Here is a 15913-nt window from a genome sequence, read left to right on the forward strand (position 1 = left end):
TGTCCACCAGGGCGTTGTAGGCGATGTCGCACCAGCCCAGCGTCATGGTGTGATACGCGTAGATCGAGCGCAGGATGGCTGCTGAATCCTCGGGGGCGTAGTTGTTCCCGGTGGCGGTGTGGTGGACCACCGCGGCGCGGACGCCCTTGCCGTAATAGGGCCCGCCGCAACGCATTCCCGATCCGGCGCCCCAATCCGCACGGCTGATGATGTTAGGCGGCTGGCCCGGGCCGAGGGTGGCATTCGGCGGCGTCCACTGCTTGTCCACCGGACTCTTCGGTGCGGTGATCAGCACCGCCGACATGTTCTGTGACAGCGAGTGCTCGGCGTTGGCCGGGATGTAGCCGAGTTCGCGGCCGGCGTCGAGACCGCTGTCCGGCGGCGAGGTCGTGACGGCTGCGTCGTGCGGTCGGGTGACCGCGATCTGCACGGCGGTGGTGGCGCCGACGTACACCGGGTCGGTGCCCTGCGTGCCCGATCCGCCTTCATCGGTGACATCGGCGAGGCTCTCGCTCTCGTACCACGGTCCCCAGGATCCGTCGGCCTGCCTGGCCCGGATCCGGGCGGTGGTTCCGGACAGGTCCGACCCGGTCAGTGCCACCATCGAGAAGGGGGTGTCCTGACTGACCTCGCGGATGGTCTCCCCGCCGCCGACGCCGGCCAGTGGCTGCTGCACCACAACGGTGTCCTCGGCGCGGACCTTGTCGTGCCGGACATGCCCGGGCAGTGCGCCGTCGACCGCCAGGGGCGCCACTAACACCGTCGCCGCGATGGCGGTGAACAGGATCGATGGTGCGGGACGGGACGCCACACCGGGGATGTTACGTATGTGCTAGTTGCGTCTGCCGTTGCGACACGGACTATTGCTAACTATTGAGGACTATGTGACTGATGGGTTGAGAGGATGCCGCACATGCAACGGCACCGCAGGTGCCTCTTGGGAGCCTCGTCCGGGGTCGACCTGGCTCCCACCCTGCGGTGCCGTTTCGATGCAGGTCTTCGTCAGCCGGCCGGGATGGTTCCCGCCGCCTCGATGGCCGGAGCCGCGACGGCTGCCGCGGCTGCCACCGGAGCGGCCGCCGGAGCGGCTGCCGGCGCGGCTGCCGCCGGCGCGGCGGCGGCCGCGCCCGCCGCGTTCTGAATGGCCTGGGTGATGCCCGGCATCACCACGCCCTTGAGCAGGTCGATGGCCTGGCCGACGCCGAGTTGGTTGGCCGCGCTGCTCAGGTCGCTGATGATGCCGCCGGACGGGGCCGGGGCTGCGGGCAGCCCGATCGCCGGATCACCGAGGATCGGGTAGGTGCCCGCCGGGGCGGTGATCGGCAATTCGGTCGGAAGACCGATGCCGGTCGGGGCGGTCAGCGCCGGATCCAGGCCGACCTGGGGCGTGGTCAGCCCGGGGCTGGTCAGCGCCGGATCGGTCAGCGACGGCGCCGCCGCGGCCGGGCTCAGGCCGGGCGTGGTCAGGCCGGGCGTGGTCAGACCGGGCGTGGTCAGACCCGGCGTGGTCAGGCCGGGCGTGGCGAGGCTCGGGGTGGTCAGGCCGGGCGTGGTGAGGCTCGGGGTGGTGAGACCGGGGGCGGTGAGGCTCGGGGTGGTCAGGCCGGGCGTGGTGAGGCTCGGGGTGGTGAGACCGGGGGCGGTGAGGCTCGGGGTGGCCAGATCCGGCGTGGTCAGGGGCGGGGTGGTCAGGCCCGGGGACAGCGGCCCCGCCTGCACCGGTTGCGCCCCGGCCGGGCTCAGGCCGGTCGGCAGCGGCGGGAGGTTGATCCCGAACTGGGACAGGCCGGCCTGCAGAGCGGACATGATCTCGTTGGGCAGGTCGGTGACGACGGCGGCCCGGGTGAAGTCGCGCTGCTCGGGCGCCTGGTGATCGGAGGCCAGCTCGATGGCTGCGACGACCGCGAAGGGGCTTGCGACGGCTAGGGCGGCCACCGCGCTCATGGCAGTCGAGATCTTGCGTCGACGTTGGTTCGGCACGGGAGTCTCCTCGCATTTCTATTAAGAGCCGTCTGATTTACGAACCCTCTTCGCCGGCCCCGATCCCGGCGGTTCGCCGAGGCCGAAGCCAACGGAACCGATGTTACGAGTGAGGTTGCTGAGACTGGAGTGACGATGCGCAATCGTGAGCCAATCGCGACATAGCCCCCGGGCGCCGAAGGGCGTCGGGAGCCGACATTTCTCGCGGTCACCGAGTTTCGCGATGGGGTCTGACCCCCTGTCGTCAGATAACCTTGCCCTCGATGACCGCCGCGCGTTTTGACCTCTTCGTCGTCGGCTCCGGCTTCTTCGGACTGACGATCGCCGAGCGGGTCGCCACCCAGCTCGGCAAGCGCGTGCTGGTGGTCGACCGCCGCCCGCACATCGGCGGCAACGCCTACTCCGAGCCCGAACCGCAGACCGGCATCGAGATCCACCGCTACGGCGCCCACCTGTTCCACACCTCCAATCAGCGGGTCTGGGACTACGTGCGGCAGTTCACCGACTTCACCGGCTACCAGCACCGGGTGTTCGCCATGCACGGCGGGCAGGCCTACCAGTTCCCGATGGGCCTGGGCCTGGTGTCCCAGTTCTTCGGCCGCTACTACAGTCCCGAGGAGGCGCGCGCGCTGATCGCCGAGCAGGCCGCCGAGATCGACACCGCCGAGGCGCAGAACCTCGAGGAGAAGGCCATCTCGCTGATCGGCCGGCCGCTCTACGAGGCGTTCGTCAAGGCCTACACCGCCAAGCAGTGGCAGACCGACCCCAAGGAACTGCCCGCCTCGACCATCAGCCGGCTGCCGGTTCGCTACACGTTCGACAACCGCTACTTCAACGACACCTACGAGGGCCTGCCCGTCGACGGATACACCGCGTGGCTGCGGAACATGGCCGCCGACGACCGCATCGAAGTGCGGTTGGACACCGACTGGTTCGATGTGCGCGACGGACTGCGGGCCGCCAGCCCCGACGCCCCCGTCGTCTACACCGGACCGCTGGACCGGTACTTCGACTACGCCGACGGCCGGTTAGGCTGGCGCACTCTGGATTTCGAGGTCGACGTGCTGCCCACCGGCGACTTTCAGGGCACCCCGGTGATGAACTACAACGACGCCGACGTGCCCTACACCCGCATCCACGAGTTCCGCCATTTCCATCCGGAGCGGGACTACCCGACGGACAAGACCGTGATCATGCGGGAGTACTCCCGGTTCGCCGAGGACGACGACGAGCCCTACTATCCGATCAACACCGACGCCGACCGGGAGCTCCTGTCGATCTACCGGGCCCGCGCCAAGGCCGAAACCGCCTCGGCGCGAGTGGTTTTCGGCGGCCGGTTGGGCACCTACCAGTACCTCGACATGCACATGGCCATCGCCAGCGCACTGAGCATGTACGACAACATCTTGGCGCCGCACCTGCGTGACGGTGCGCCGCTGACGGACGACGAAGGCGGCAGCTGAATGAGCGACACCCCCTACGGCCCGATCGCCGGCGGTGAGTCCCGCGCGGTGAGCCTGCTGCAGCGGATCATCCTGCCGCGCCCGGGCGAACCGCTGGACGTGCGCAAGCTCTACATCGAGGAATCCCAGACGAACTCGCGAAGGGCGCATGCCACCACCCGGACCGCGCTGCGGATCGGCGCGGAGTCGGAGGTGTCCTTCGCCACCTATTTCAACGCCTTCCCGGCCAGTTACTGGCGGCGCTGGTCGACCCTGGAATCGGTGGTGCTGCGGGTGGAGCTCACCGGCGCGGCCCGCATCGACATCTACCGCTCCAAGGCCACCGGCGCGCGGATCAGCGTGGGCGGCACCGAGATCATCAGCGACGGATCCGCCCCGGCCGCATCGGAGTTCGAGATCGAACTGGCGCCTTTCGAGGACGGCGGCTGGATCTGGTTCGACATCACCACCGACACCAAGACCTCCGTCCACAGCGCCGCCTGGTACGCCTCGGAGCCCGCCCCCGGCCGCGCCGACATCACCGTCGGCATCCCCACCTTCAACCGTCCGGCCGACTGCGTCAACGCGCTGAAGGCCCTGACGTCGGACCCGCTGGTGAACGAGGTCGTCGGGGCGGTAATCGTCGCCGACCAGGGCACCGACAAGGCCAGGGACCACCCCGATTTCCCCGAGGCGGCCGCCGCGCTGGGCAACCGGTTGTCGATCCATGACCAGCCGAACCTCGGCGGCTCCGGCGGCTACAGCCGGGTGATGATGGAGGCGCTGCGCAACACCACCTGCGAGCAGATCCTGTTCATGGACGACGACATCCGCATCGAGCCCGATTCGATCCTGCGCGCGCTGGCGCTGAACCGGTTCGCCAAGAGCCCCACCTTGATCGGCGGTCAGATGCTCAACCTGCAGGAGCCCTCGCACCTGCACGTGATGGGCGAGATCGTCGACCGGGCCAACTTCATGTGGACCAACGCCCCGCACACCGAGTACGACCACGACTTCGCCAAGTACCCGTTGGATGTCGCCAAGGCCCCCATCGCCGCCGACGACGAGGAAGGCCGCAGCAAGCTGCTGCACCGGCGTATCGACGTCGACTACAACGGCTGGTGGATGTGCATGATCCCGCGCCGGGTGGCCGAGGAAATGGGCCAGCCGCTGCCGCTGTTCATCAAGTGGGACGACGCCGACTACGGGCTGCGGGCCGGCGAACACGGCTACCCGACCGTGACGATGCCGGGTGTCGCGATCTGGCACATGGCCTGGAGTGACAAGGACGACGCCATCGACTGGCAGGCCTACTTCCACCTGCGCAACCGGCTGGTTGTCTCCACCCTGCACTGGGACGCCCCGGTGAACGGCCTGATCAAGAGCTCGATCAAGGCCACCTTCAAACACCTTCTGTGCCTTGAGTATTCGACGGTCGCCATCCAGAACAAGGCGATCGAGGACTTCCTCGCCGGCCCGGAACACATCTTCTCCATCCTGGAGTCGGCACTGCCCGAGATCCGGGCGATGCGCCAGCAGTACCCCGACGCCGTAGTGCTGCCGGCGGCCACCGCCCTGCCGGCGCCCAGTGGCCGCACCGGGGTGATCAAGCCGCCGGCGGCGCTGCCCGCCGTCGGGATCCGGTTGGCCCGCGGCCTCGCGCATCAATTCAGCGCGGCCGACCCGGTCCACCACGAGCGCCCGCAACTCAACGTCGCGACCCAGGACGCGCGGTGGTTCCTGTTGTGCAACGTCGACGGGGTGACGGTCACCACCGCAGACGGCCGCGGGGTGGTCTACCGCCAGCGCGACCGGGCCAAGATGCTGGCCCTGCTGAAAGCGTCCTTGCGCCAACACATCCGGCTGTATCGCAAGTACGACAAGATGCGGCGGGTCTACCGGCAGGCGCTGCCCGAGCTGTCCAGCCAGGAGAGGTGGGAATCGGTGCTCTTCGATCAGGCGGCGATCGGTGCCTGACTTCTCCGGGTCTGAGGCCGGTTCCCCGACCGGGGAGGTGGCCGCGCTGGTCGCCGTGCAGTCCACTCTCGCCACGCCCGAGGTGATCGGCGTCGCCCGGGCCATGTCGCACTTCGGTGAGCACGCCGCCGGATGGATGGCGGTCTCGGCGCTGGGCGCGCTGGGATCCCCGCGCCGCCGCCGGGAGTGGCTGCTGGTCGGGATCGGCGCGGTCGCGGCGCACGGCGCGGCGATCGTGATCAAACTCGCCGTGCGGAGGCGGCGTCCGCACCACCCGGACATCGACGTCAACGTGGGCACGCCCAGCGCGCTGAGCTTCCCCTCCGCGCACGCGACCTCCAGCACCGCCGCGGCTATGCTGCTGTGCCGGGCCACCCGGTCGCCGCTGCCGTTGGCCGCCGTGCCCCTGATGGCGCTGTCGCGACTGGTGCTCGGTGTGCACTATCCCACCGATGTGCTCGCCGGGGTGGCGGTCGGCGCGGCGGTGGCGGGAACGACGGCCCGACTGGGCGGCCGAAAGGAAAGTCACTGACATGAGCAGCGATACGACGGTCACCGGCCCGCCGAGCAATCTGTTGACAGGCATCGTCAAGGCGGTGCGGCCCCGGCAGTGGGTGAAGAACCTGCTCGTCTTCGCCGCCCCGCTGGCGGCACTGGGCGGCGGCGCCCACTTCGACCAGACAGCGCTCTCGAAGGTGGCCATCGCCTTCGTGGTGTTCTGCATGGCGGCCTCGTCGATCTATCTGGTCAACGACGCCCGCGACGTCGAGGCCGACCGCGCCCACCCCACCAAACGCTTCCGGCCGATCGCCGCGGGGGTGCTGCCGGTCGGCATGGCCTACGGGATCGCCGCGGTCCTTGCCCTCGCCTGTCTGGCGATCTCGTGGTGGGTCACCCCGCACCTGGCGATAGTGATGGCGGTCTACCTGGTCATCCAACTGGCGTACTGCTTCGGGCTCAAACACCAAGCGGTGCTTGACATCTGCATCCTGTCGTCAGGTTTCCTGATCCGCGCGATCGCCGGAGGCGTCGCGGCCGCCATCCCGCTGTCCCAGTGGTTCCTGATGGTGATGGCGTTCGGATCGCTGTTCATGGCGGCCGGCAAGCGCTACGCGGAACTGCAACTCGCCGAGCGCACCGGCGCCAAGATCCGCAAGTCGCTGGAGAACTACACCAGCACCTACCTGAGGTTCGTCTGGACGCTGTCGGCCACCGCCGTCGTGGTCTGCTACGGGTTGTGGGCGTTCGAGCGGGACGGCGCCGGCGGGTCGTGGTTCGTCGTCTCGATGATCCCGTTCACCATCGCGATCCTGCGCTACGCGGTGGACGTCGACGGCGGCATAGCGGGGGAGCCGGAGGAGATCGCGCTGCGCGACCGGGTGCTGCAGATGCTCGCCCTGGCCTGGATCGGAACCGTCATTGCCGCCGCCACTCTCGGGTAGCCAGGCCCCGCACACGGCGATGACCCGGGCCGGCCTGTGGCTCGGCGTGACCGTGGTCTCGGCGTTGTGGGCGTGGGGAGCCTGGGAGCGGCGCTGGATCGCCGACGACGGCCTGATCGTGCTGCGGACGGTACGAAACCTGTTGGCCGGCAACGGTCCGGTGTTCAACGCCGGCGAACGGGTGGAGTCCAACACCTCCACCGCCTGGACCTATCTGGTGTACCTGGGCAGCTGCGTCGGCGGACCGCTGCGGCTCGAGTACGTGGCGCTGGCGCTGGCGCTGATCTTCAGCGTCGCCGGGGTCGCGATGGCCATGCTGGGAACCGCCCGGCTGTGGGCGCCGGCCCTGCGGGGCCGGCGGGCGGTGATCCTGCCGGCCGGGGTGCTGGTCTACATCGCCGTTCCGCCGGCCCGGGACTTCGCCACCTCGGGTCTGGAGAACGGTCTGGTCACCGCCTGGCTGGGCGGGCTGTGGTGGATGATGGTCGCCTGGTCGCAACCGCGCGCGCCTTCGGCGTGGTCCTCGAGGTGGTTCACGGCGGCGCTGGCCTTCGTGGCTGGCCTGAGTGTCCTGGTGCGCCCGGAGTTGGCCCTGATCGGCGGCCTGGCGCTGCTGATGATGCTCGTCGCCGAACCGGGCTGGCGGCGGCGCGCGCTGATCGTGCTGGCCGGCGGACTGCTGCCGGTGGGTTACCAGATCTTCCGGATGGGGTACTACGCCCTGCTGGTGCCGCAGACCGCGCTGGCCAAGGACGCCTCCGGCAGCAAATGGGACCAGGGCTTCACCTACCTGCGCAACCTCACCGGTCCCTACGCGCTGTGGATCCCGGCGCTGCTGCTGGTGGCACTGGCGGTAGTGCTGCCGGCCGCTCTGGGAGCCCGGCGCCCGGACCCCGAACGCGGCCCCGGCCTGGCCGCGCGGGTTCGAAGCCCCGCCGCCGTCGTCGTCTTCTGGGTTTCGAGCGGTGTGCTGCAGGCGCTGTACTGGATCCGCCAGGGCGGCGACTTCATGCACGGCCGGGTGCTGCTGGCACCGCTGTTCTGTCTGCTCCTGCCGATCGCGGTGATTCCGCTGGCGATCCCGGCCGGCGGGGTGCGCAGGCTCCTCACCCCGCAGCGGGGCCGTCTGCTGGGGGTGGCGGGAGCGGCGCTGTGGGTGGCGCTGGCCGGGTGGGCGCTGTGGGCTGCCAACTCGCCCGGTATGGGACGCGACGCCACCCGGGTCACCTACTCGGGGATCGTCGACGAGCGGAAGTTCTACTCCCAGGCCACCGGCCACGCCCACCCGCTCACCGCCGCGGACTACCTGGACTACCCGCGCATGCGGGCGGTGCTGGTCGCGATCAACAACACCCCGGACGGCGCGCTGCTGCTGCCGTCGGGCAACTGGGACGTCTGGGACGTGGTGCCGCAGAAGCCCCCGACCGAGCCGCCACCGCCCGGGGTGTCCCCGGAGGACTGGCGCCGTCGGCATGCCACGCACACCGTCTTCTTCACCAACCTCGGCATGGTCGGGATGAACGTCGGCCTGGACACCCGGGTGATCGACCAGATCGGTCTGGCCAATCCACTGGCCGCGCACACCGCCCGCCTGGACGACGGCCGCATCGGCCACGACAAGAACCTGTTCCCGGACTGGGCGGTGGCCGAGGGGCCGTGGCTCAAGGAGCGTCCGTGGATTCCGGAGTACCTCGACGAGGGCTGGATCGAACAGGCCGGGGTGGCGCTGGGCTGCCCGGAGACCGTGGAGATGTTCGCCGCGATCCGCGACCCGATGACCCGGCCCCGTTTCGTCGGCAACCTCAACCGGGCGTGGGAACACACCCGCTACCGCATCGACCGGGTGCCCAGGTACGAACTGCTGCGGTGCGGGCTGCCCGAACCGCCGCCGGAGGAACCGCCCTACGCCGGGCTGCCGGCCACCGGGCCGTAGTCGGCAGCCTGCTCGGCGTATCGGGCCGGGACGGCGGGCCCGTGTGATTCACTACCGGTAACGACTCGACATGAGGTGGTCATGAGCATGTTCCGGGGCAGAATGCGCAGCGCCGTCAGTGCCGTCGCCGTGGCGCTGGGCCTGTGGGGCGGCACAGCCCCGACGGCGCCGACCGCGTCGGCGGCCGGCCCGGAGATGCTGATGGTCCCGTCGGCCGCGATGGGCCGCAGCATCCCGGTCGCCTTCCAGGGCGGCGGCCCCCGCGCCGTGGTCCTGCTGGACGCCTTCAATGCCGGCCCCGACGTCAGCAACTGGGTGACCGTGGGCAACGCGATGGGCAGCCTGGCCGGCAGCGGCCTGTCGGTGGCCGCGCCCGCCGGGGGCGGGTACAGCATGTACACCAACTGGGAGGCCGACGGCAGCAAACAGTGGGAGACCTTCCTCGCCGACGAGCTGCCCAACTGGCTGGCCGCCAACAAGGGCGTGGCCGCCACCGGGAACGCCATCGTCGGGGTGTCCCAGGGCGGCACCGCCGCGGTGACCATGGCGGCGTTCCACCCGAACCGCTACGGCTACGCCGGGTCGCTGTCGGGCTTCTTGAACCCGTCCGACACCCAGACCAACGGCGTCATCTCCAACGCCGTCAACGGCGGCGGCGCCAACATCGACGCGATGTGGGGCGCCCCGCAGTTGGGCCGGTGGAAGTGGCGCGACCCCAACGTCCACGTGAACCTGCTGGTGCAGAACAACACCCGGCTGTGGGTGTTCAGCCCGGCGGCGATGGCGTGCGGCGACCCGGCCGCGATGGGTGGCGGCGACTGCAGCGTCGCGCAGGGCAGCAACCGCATCTTCTATGCGCACTACCGTTCGCAGGGCGGGCGCAACGGCCACTTCGAACTCGGCGGCGGCGGCGGGCACGACTGGGGAAGCTGGGCCGGGCAACTGGGAGCCATGGCCGGCGACATCAACGCCGCGCTCGGCTAGGACGTCTGCCCGATCCGTTAACTTGCCGCAACCGCGGCGTCGTTTCAGTACCGGCTGGAAGCAGGTACTGTGGACGGCGTGCATCGTCCCGCGAGTGGCTCGCTCAGCAAACACTTGCTGGCCGCCTTGATCGCGACCGCGGCGGTGCTGCCGGCCTGCTCCTCTCCCGGTGGAGACTTGATCAGCACCGTCGCCCTGCCCTCCCGGCAATCCGTCGCGGCGGCGGAGTCGGGCGGCTTCGACGTTTCCTCGCCGCAGGACGCCGGCCGGACGTCCGGGTTGGCGGACCTCACCGACAGCCAGCGCGGATACCTCGACGGCCTGCGGGCCGCCGGAGTCCGCCCGGCGAACGATCTGCGCGCGCTCAGCATCGGCGCCTACGTCTGCCAGGCCCGAGCGGCCGGCCAGGGCGATCAGGCGGTCTGGGACTCGGTGGCCCCGATGGTGCGCAGCGACATGTCCGACACCCACGGCCTGGAGGCGCCGGACGTCGCCTACCTCGACGTCGATGCGACCATCGGGCATTACATCGGCATCGCCGCCCAGCGGCTCTGCTAGGACCCGGACTCCACGAAGAGATGACCCCCAGACTCAGATGACCCGTAGCCGCGGCCCGAAACCCAGGCCCACCCGCAGAACCGATCCCAACCGCCGCAGGCGCCACCGAATCCTGGCGTTGATCGCCGCCGGCGCGGTGGCACTGGTCGTCGGCCTCATCGTCGCGATCATCGTGGTCGTGGTCCGCCGGCCCGGACCGCCGCCGACCGCTGCGCCGCCGTCGGCGCTGCCCCCCACCAGCACGCCCGGGAAGAAGCCGCGGCCGGCCTTCCAGGACGCCAGTTGCCCCGACGTCCAGATGATCGCCATCCCGGGCACCTGGGAGTCCTCGCCCACCGACGACCCGCTGAACCCCCAACAGTTCCCGATAGCCCTGCTGCTCAACGTGACCCGGCCGATCCAGCAGCAGTTCGCGCCGGACCGCGTCCAGGTCTACACGGTTCCCTACACCGCGCAGTTCCACAATCCGCTGTCCGCGGACAAGCAGATGTCCTACAACGACAGCCGCACCGAGGGCACCCGAGTGGCGGCGCGGGCGATGGCGGAGATGAACGACCGCTGCCCGCTGACCAGTTACGTGATGGTCGGGTTCTCCCAGGGCGCGGTGATCGCCGGCGACCTGGCCAGCGACATCGGCAACGGCCGCGGCCCGGTGGACGAGGACCTGGTGCTGGGGGTCACCTTGATCGCCGACGGCCGCCGCCACCCGGGCCAGGGCCAGGTCGTCGGCCCCGAGGCGCCGGGCCAGGGCGCCGAGATCACGCTTCAGGAGATCCCGACGCTGTCCACCCTCGGGCTGACCATGAGCGGTGAGCGCCCGGGCGGCTTCGGAGCGCTGAACAACCGGACCAACCAGATCTGCGCCCCGGGTGACCTGATCTGTGCGGCGCCGCAGTCGGCGTTCAACATCACCAACCTCCCGCGCACCCTGGAGGTGCTCACCAGCGGAGCCGGGCAGCCGATCCACGCCATGTACGCCACCCCCCAGTTCTGGAACGTCGACGGGCGGCCGGCCACCGTGTGGACCATGGACTGGGTGCGCGGTGTGCTGGACAACGCACCGCACCCGCCGCACGGCTGAACCGCGGCGAGATGCCCCCGGAAAGGTCCGGATCCGGACGGCGTTGTGATTTTGTCCGGCCCCCCGCAACGCCTAACATTAAGAAATAAATAAGGCCAGTACGAGTACGCCCGTCGGTCCCGGTTCGACCCGGTATTCGACGATCCGGTCGGGTCGGACTCCCACCGCGGATCCCCGGTAGCATCTGTGTGGCTCCGGCCGGTTCGGCGATTCGTCGAGCGCCGCGAGAAGTGCGCCCTGACAGGAGAGTGGTATGCCGTTCCATAACCCGTTCATCAAGGACGGACGCATCACCTTCCCTGAGGGCGCCAGCCTGGTGAAGCACGTCGAGCGCTGGGCCAAGGTCCGCGGCGACAAGCCGGCCTACCGGTTCCTGGACTTCTCCACCGAACGCGACGGTGTGGCTCGGGTGCTGACGTGGGCCGATTTCGGCGCCCGCAACCGCGCCCTGGGCGCCCGCCTCCAGCAGGTCACCGCGCCCGGCGACCGGGTGGCGATCCTCTGCCCGCAGAACCTGGAGTACCTCGTCGCCTTCTTCGGCACCCTGTACTCCGGTCGGATCGCGGTGCCCCTGTTCGACCCCTCCGAGCCCGGCCACGTCGGTCGGCTGCACGCCGTCCTGGACGACTGCCAGCCTTCGGCGATCCTGACCACCACCGAGGCGGCCGAGGGGGTGCGCAAGTTCTTCCGCAGCCGGCCGGCCAAGGAACGCCCGCGCGTCATCGCCGTCGACGCGATCCCGGTCGAGGTGGGCGCCACCTGGGAGCACGTCGACACCGTCAACGAGGACACCATCGCCTACCTGCAGTACACCTCCGGGTCGACGCGCATCCCGACCGGTGTGCAGATCACCCACCTGAACCTGGCCACCAACGTCGTGCAGGTCATCGAGGCCCTCGAAGGCGAGGAAGCCGACCGGGGGGTGTCCTGGCTGCCGTTCTTCCACGACATGGGTCTTGTCACCGCGCTGCTGCCGTCGTTGATCGGGCACTACTTCACCTTCATGACCCCGGCTGCGTTCGTCCGCCGCCCGATTCGGTGGATGCGCGAGATCGCCCGGCAGCCCGGAGACACCGGCGGGACCATCTCGGTGGCCCCGAACTTCGCCTTCGACCACGCCGCTGCGCGTGGGCTGCCCAAGGAGGGCGAGGAACCGCTGGACCTGTCCAACGTCAAGGCGGTCCTCAACGGCAGCGAGCCGATCTCGGCCGCGACCGTCAAGCGGTTCAACGACGCCTTCGGCCCGTTCGGCTTCCCCCCCAAGGCCATCAAGCCGTCCTACGGACTGGCCGAGGCCACGCTGTTCGTCTCCACCACGCCGTCCGCCGAAGAGCCGAAGATCATCTCCGTCGACCGCGACGAACTCAACGCGAACCGGTTCGTCCCGGTGCCCGACGATTCGCCCAAGGCGGTGGCCCAGGCCGGCGCCGGCAGGATCGGGGTGGGGGAGTGGGCGACCATCGTCGACCACGAGACCGCCTCCGAACTGTCCGACGGCCAGATCGGCGAGATCTGGATCAGCGGCCAGAACATGGGCACCGGCTACTGGAACAAGCCGGAGAAGACCATCGAGACGTTCCAGAACATCCTCAAGTCTCGCACCACGCCGTCGCACGCGGAGGGTGCCGCCGACGACGCCACCTGGGTGCGCACCGGCGACCTCGGCGCCTACCACGACGGCGAGCTCTACATCACCGGCCGGACGAAGGATCTGGTGATCATCGACGGCCGCAACCACTACCCGCAGGACCTGGAGCACTCCGCGCAGGAGGCCACCAAGGCGCTGCGGACCGGGTTCGTCGCGGCCTTCTCGGTTCCGGCCAACCAGCTGCCCGACGAGGTGTTCGCCGACGCGCACTCCGGACTCAAGCGCGACGCCGGCGACACCTCCGAGCAGTTGGTGATCGTCGGCGAGCGGGCGGCCGGTTCGCACAAGCTGGATCTCGGCCCGGTGGCCGACGCCATCCGCGCGGCCATCGCGGTGCGCCACGGCGTGACGGTTCGGGACGTGCTGCTCACCCCGGCGGGTGCGATCCCGCGGACATCCAGCGGCAAGATCGGCCGCAGCGCGTGCCGCTCGGCCTACCTGGACGGCAGCCTCCGGTCCGGGAAGGTGGCCAACGCCTTCCCCGACGAGGCGGAATAAGGACTCATGTCAGATCCCGACGAGATCATCCTGGCTCCCGAGCGCGAACTGGCCCCGCCGCGCACCGACCTGACGGTGGGCGAGATGCGCGAGTGGCTGCGCAACTGGGTGGCCGACGCCACCGGTCAGCCCGCGGACTCGATCAACGAATCCGTCCCGATGGTCGAGTTGGGCCTGTCCTCGCGCGACGCCGTCGCGATGGCCACCGACATCGAGGACCTGACCGGGGTCACGCTGACGGCTACGGTGGCCTTCCGGCACCCGACCATCGAGGCGCTGGCGACGGTGATCGTCGAGGGCGAACCGGAACTCGACGTCTACGACGCCGACGCGGACTGGACCCGGGCCCGGGACATCGACGAAGGAATCGCCAACATCGCCATAATCGGCCTGGCGACCCGCTTCCCCGGCGACATGAACACCCCCGAGGAGATGTGGCAGGCGCTGCTGGAGGGTCGCGACGCCATCACCGATCTGCCCGAGGGCCGTTGGTCGGAGTTCATGGAAGAGCCGCGGTTGGCCGAACGCATCCGCAAGGCCCGCACCCGTGGCGGATACATCAAGAACATCAAGGACTTCGACGCCGAGTTCTTCGCCCTGTCGAAGATGGAGGCCGACAACATCGATCCGCAGCAGCGGATGGCGCTGGAATTGACCTGGGAGGCGTTGGAGAACGCCCGCATCCCCGCGTCGTCGCTGCGCGGCGAGAGCGTCGGTGTCTACATCGGCAGTTCCACCAACGACTACAGCTATCTGGCGATGATGGACCCGCGCACCGCGCACCCGTACGCCATCACCGGCACCGCCAGTTCGATCATCGCCAACCGGGTGTCCTACTTCTACGACTTCCGCGGCCCGTCGATCGCGGTGGACACCGCCTGCTCGTCGTCGTTGGTCGCCGTGCACTCCGGCGTGCAGGCCCTGCGCTCCGGTGAGGCCGATGTGGTGCTGGCCGGCGGCGTGAACGCCCTTGTGACACCGGCGGTCACGATCGGTTTCGACGAGGTCGGCGGCGTGCTGGCGCCGGACGGCCGGATCAAGTCGTTCTCCGCCGACGCCGACGGCTACGCCCGGTCCGAGGGCGGCGGCATGCTGGTGCTCAAACGCCTGGCGGACGCCCGTCGCGACGGCGACGAGATCCTGGCGGTGATCGCCGGCAGCGCGACCAACCACGACGGCCGCTCCAACGGCATGCTGGCCCCGAATCCCGACGCCCAGGCCGAGGTGCTGCGCAAGGCCTATCGCGACGCCGGTATCGACCCGCGCACCGTCGACTACGTCGAGGCCCACGGCACCGGCACCATCCTGGGCGACCCGATCGAGGCCGACGCCCTGGGCCGGGTGGTCGGCCGCGGGCGGGCCGCCGAGCAGCCCGCACTGCTGGGGGCGGTCAAGTCCAACGTCGGTCACCTGGAGTCCGCCGCCGGGGCGGCCAGCCTGGCCAAGGTGGCTCTGGCGTTGCGCAACAACAAGATTCCGCCGTCGATCAACTACGCCGGGCCCAATCCCTACATCGACTTCGACGGGGTGCACCTCAAGGTCGCCGACACCGTCACCGACTGGCCGCGCTACAGCGGCCATGCGATCGCCGGGGTGTCCGGCTTCGGCTTCGGCGGCGCCAACGCGCACCTGGTGCTGCGCGAGGTGCTGCCGGAGGATCTGGTCGAGCCCGAGTCCGAGGTGGAATCCGAGCCCGCCGAGTCGCCGTTGTCCGAAGCCGACGCGGTCTACGTCGGCGGGGTGCGGATGGACGAGTACGGCGAGTTCGTCGATGAGCCTGGCTTCGCCGACGAGGGCGACGACGATGACTATTACGCTGCGGCCGGGGACGCCGAACCGGACCTCCCCGGCCTGACCGACGAGGCCCTGCGCCTGCTGGAGGTTGCCCGTGAGGAGTGGGATTCCGCGGAGAAGCCGGTTCCCGTTGTGCCGCTGGCGGTTTCGGGCTTCCTGACCTCCCGCAAGCGGGCCACCGCGGCGGAGTTGGCCGACTGGGTCGACAGCCCGGAGGGCCGGGCGTCGTCGCTGGAGTCGATCGGGCGGTCGCTGTCGCGGCGCAACCACGGTCGGTCCCGGGCGGTGGTGATGGCCCGCGACCACGACGAGGCCGTCAAGGGCCTGCGGGCGATCGCCGAGGGCAAGCAGACGCCCCTGGTGTACAGCGCCGACGGCCCGGTGACCAACGGGCCGGTCTGGGTGCTGGCCGGCTTCGGTGCCCAGCACCGCAAGATGGGCAAGAGCCTGTATTTGCGCGATGACGTGTTCGCCGAGTGGATCAACAAGGTGGACAGCCTGATTCAGGACGAGCGCGGCTACTCGATCGTCGAACTGATCCTCGACGACTCGATCGACTACACCGACGAGACCTGC

General features: G+C 69.8%; 12 protein-coding genes. 10 read left to right on the forward strand and 2 right to left on the reverse strand.

What is annotated here, in order from left to right:
* A partial coding sequence (locus ADBZ5U_RS07740) for a peptidoglycan recognition protein family protein (RefSeq protein WP_526264069.1) occupies nucleotides 1-811 on the reverse strand: 811 nt, incomplete at its 3' end.
* Between the two features lie 191 nt (nucleotides 812-1002).
* Entirely contained in the window at nucleotides 1003-1980 is a 978-nt protein-coding gene (locus tag ADBZ5U_RS07745) for a hypothetical protein (RefSeq protein WP_526264071.1), read from the reverse strand.
* A 263-nt stretch (nucleotides 1981-2243) separates the two neighbouring features.
* Here ADBZ5U_RS07745 and glf point away from each other — a divergent pair, with 263 nt between their 5' ends.
* The 10 genes from glf to ADBZ5U_RS07795 all read left to right on the forward strand — a co-directional run.
* Nucleotides 2244-3443, forward strand: coding sequence for a UDP-galactopyranose mutase (gene glf, locus ADBZ5U_RS07750; RefSeq protein WP_526264073.1), 1200 nt, complete (start codon nucleotides 2244-2246; stop codon nucleotides 3441-3443).
* A complete protein-coding gene (locus ADBZ5U_RS07755; protein WP_526264075.1) occupies nucleotides 3444-5399 on the forward strand; it encodes a glycosyltransferase family 2 protein in 1956 nt (651 codons plus the stop codon).
* Entirely contained in the window at nucleotides 5392-5931 is a 540-nt protein-coding gene (locus tag ADBZ5U_RS07760) for a phosphatase PAP2 family protein (protein ID WP_526264077.1), read from the forward strand. The genes ADBZ5U_RS07755 and ADBZ5U_RS07760 overlap by 8 nt, the downstream gene beginning before the upstream one ends.
* 1 nt (nucleotide 5932) lies before the next feature.
* The gene (locus ADBZ5U_RS07765) at nucleotides 5933-6841 is read left to right on the forward strand and encodes a decaprenyl-phosphate phosphoribosyltransferase (protein ID WP_526264079.1); all 909 of its coding nucleotides are present in this window, start codon (nucleotides 5933-5935) and stop codon (nucleotides 6839-6841) included.
* A 19-nt stretch (nucleotides 6842-6860) separates the two neighbouring features.
* Nucleotides 6861-8774 (forward strand): terminal beta-(1->2)-arabinofuranosyltransferase, encoded by a 1914-nt coding sequence (gene aftB, locus ADBZ5U_RS07770; RefSeq protein ID WP_526264081.1) that lies wholly within the window; start codon nucleotides 6861-6863, stop codon nucleotides 8772-8774.
* Nucleotides 8775-8861: 87 nt separating this feature from the next.
* Nucleotides 8862-9758 (forward strand): alpha/beta hydrolase, encoded by an 897-nt coding sequence (locus ADBZ5U_RS07775; protein WP_526264091.1) that lies wholly within the window; start codon nucleotides 8862-8864, stop codon nucleotides 9756-9758.
* A gap of 78 nt (nucleotides 9759-9836) precedes the next feature.
* Nucleotides 9837-10316, forward strand: a complete 480-nt coding sequence (locus ADBZ5U_RS07780; protein ID WP_526264083.1) for a DUF732 domain-containing protein — start codon at nucleotides 9837-9839, stop codon at nucleotides 10314-10316.
* A gap of 37 nt (nucleotides 10317-10353) precedes the next feature.
* Nucleotides 10354-11397 (forward strand): carboxylesterase Culp6, encoded by a 1044-nt coding sequence (culp6, locus tag ADBZ5U_RS07785; protein ID WP_526264085.1) that lies wholly within the window; start codon nucleotides 10354-10356, stop codon nucleotides 11395-11397.
* A 253-nt stretch (nucleotides 11398-11650) separates the two neighbouring features.
* Nucleotides 11651-13543, forward strand: coding sequence for a long-chain-fatty-acid--AMP ligase FadD32 (gene fadD32, locus ADBZ5U_RS07790; protein WP_526264087.1), 1893 nt, complete (start codon nucleotides 11651-11653; stop codon nucleotides 13541-13543).
* 6 nt (nucleotides 13544-13549) lie between these two features.
* Nucleotides 13550-15913, forward strand: a 2364-nt coding sequence (locus tag ADBZ5U_RS07795) for a beta-ketoacyl synthase N-terminal-like domain-containing protein (RefSeq protein WP_526264089.1), incomplete at its 3' end; no start/stop codon positions are given.

The sequence above is a fragment of the Mycobacterium sp. genome (assembly GCF_040398885.1).
GTDB lineage: Bacteria > Actinomycetota > Actinomycetes > Mycobacteriales > Mycobacteriaceae > Mycobacterium.

What these genes read in the sequence shown, in the direction of transcription:
- ADBZ5U_RS07775 (WP_526264091.1), top strand. Translation starts at nt 8,862, where the DNA reads ATGTTCCGGGGCAGAATGCGCAGCGCCGTCAGTGCCGTCGCCGTGGCG.
- fadD32 (WP_526264087.1), top strand. Translation starts at nt 11,651, where the DNA reads ATGCCGTTCCATAACCCGTTCATCAAGGACGGACGCATCACCTTCCCT.
- ADBZ5U_RS07755 (WP_526264075.1), top strand. Translation starts at nt 3,444, where the DNA reads ATGAGCGACACCCCCTACGGCCCGATCGCCGGCGGTGAGTCCCGCGCG.
- glf (WP_526264073.1), top strand. Translation starts at nt 2,244, where the DNA reads ATGACCGCCGCGCGTTTTGACCTCTTCGTCGTCGGCTCCGGCTTCTTC.
- ADBZ5U_RS07765 (WP_526264079.1), top strand. Translation starts at nt 5,933, where the DNA reads ATGAGCAGCGATACGACGGTCACCGGCCCGCCGAGCAATCTGTTGACA.
- culp6 (WP_526264085.1), top strand. Translation starts at nt 10,354, where the DNA reads ATGACCCGTAGCCGCGGCCCGAAACCCAGGCCCACCCGCAGAACCGAT.
- aftB (WP_526264081.1), top strand. Translation starts at nt 6,861, where the DNA reads ATGACCCGGGCCGGCCTGTGGCTCGGCGTGACCGTGGTCTCGGCGTTG.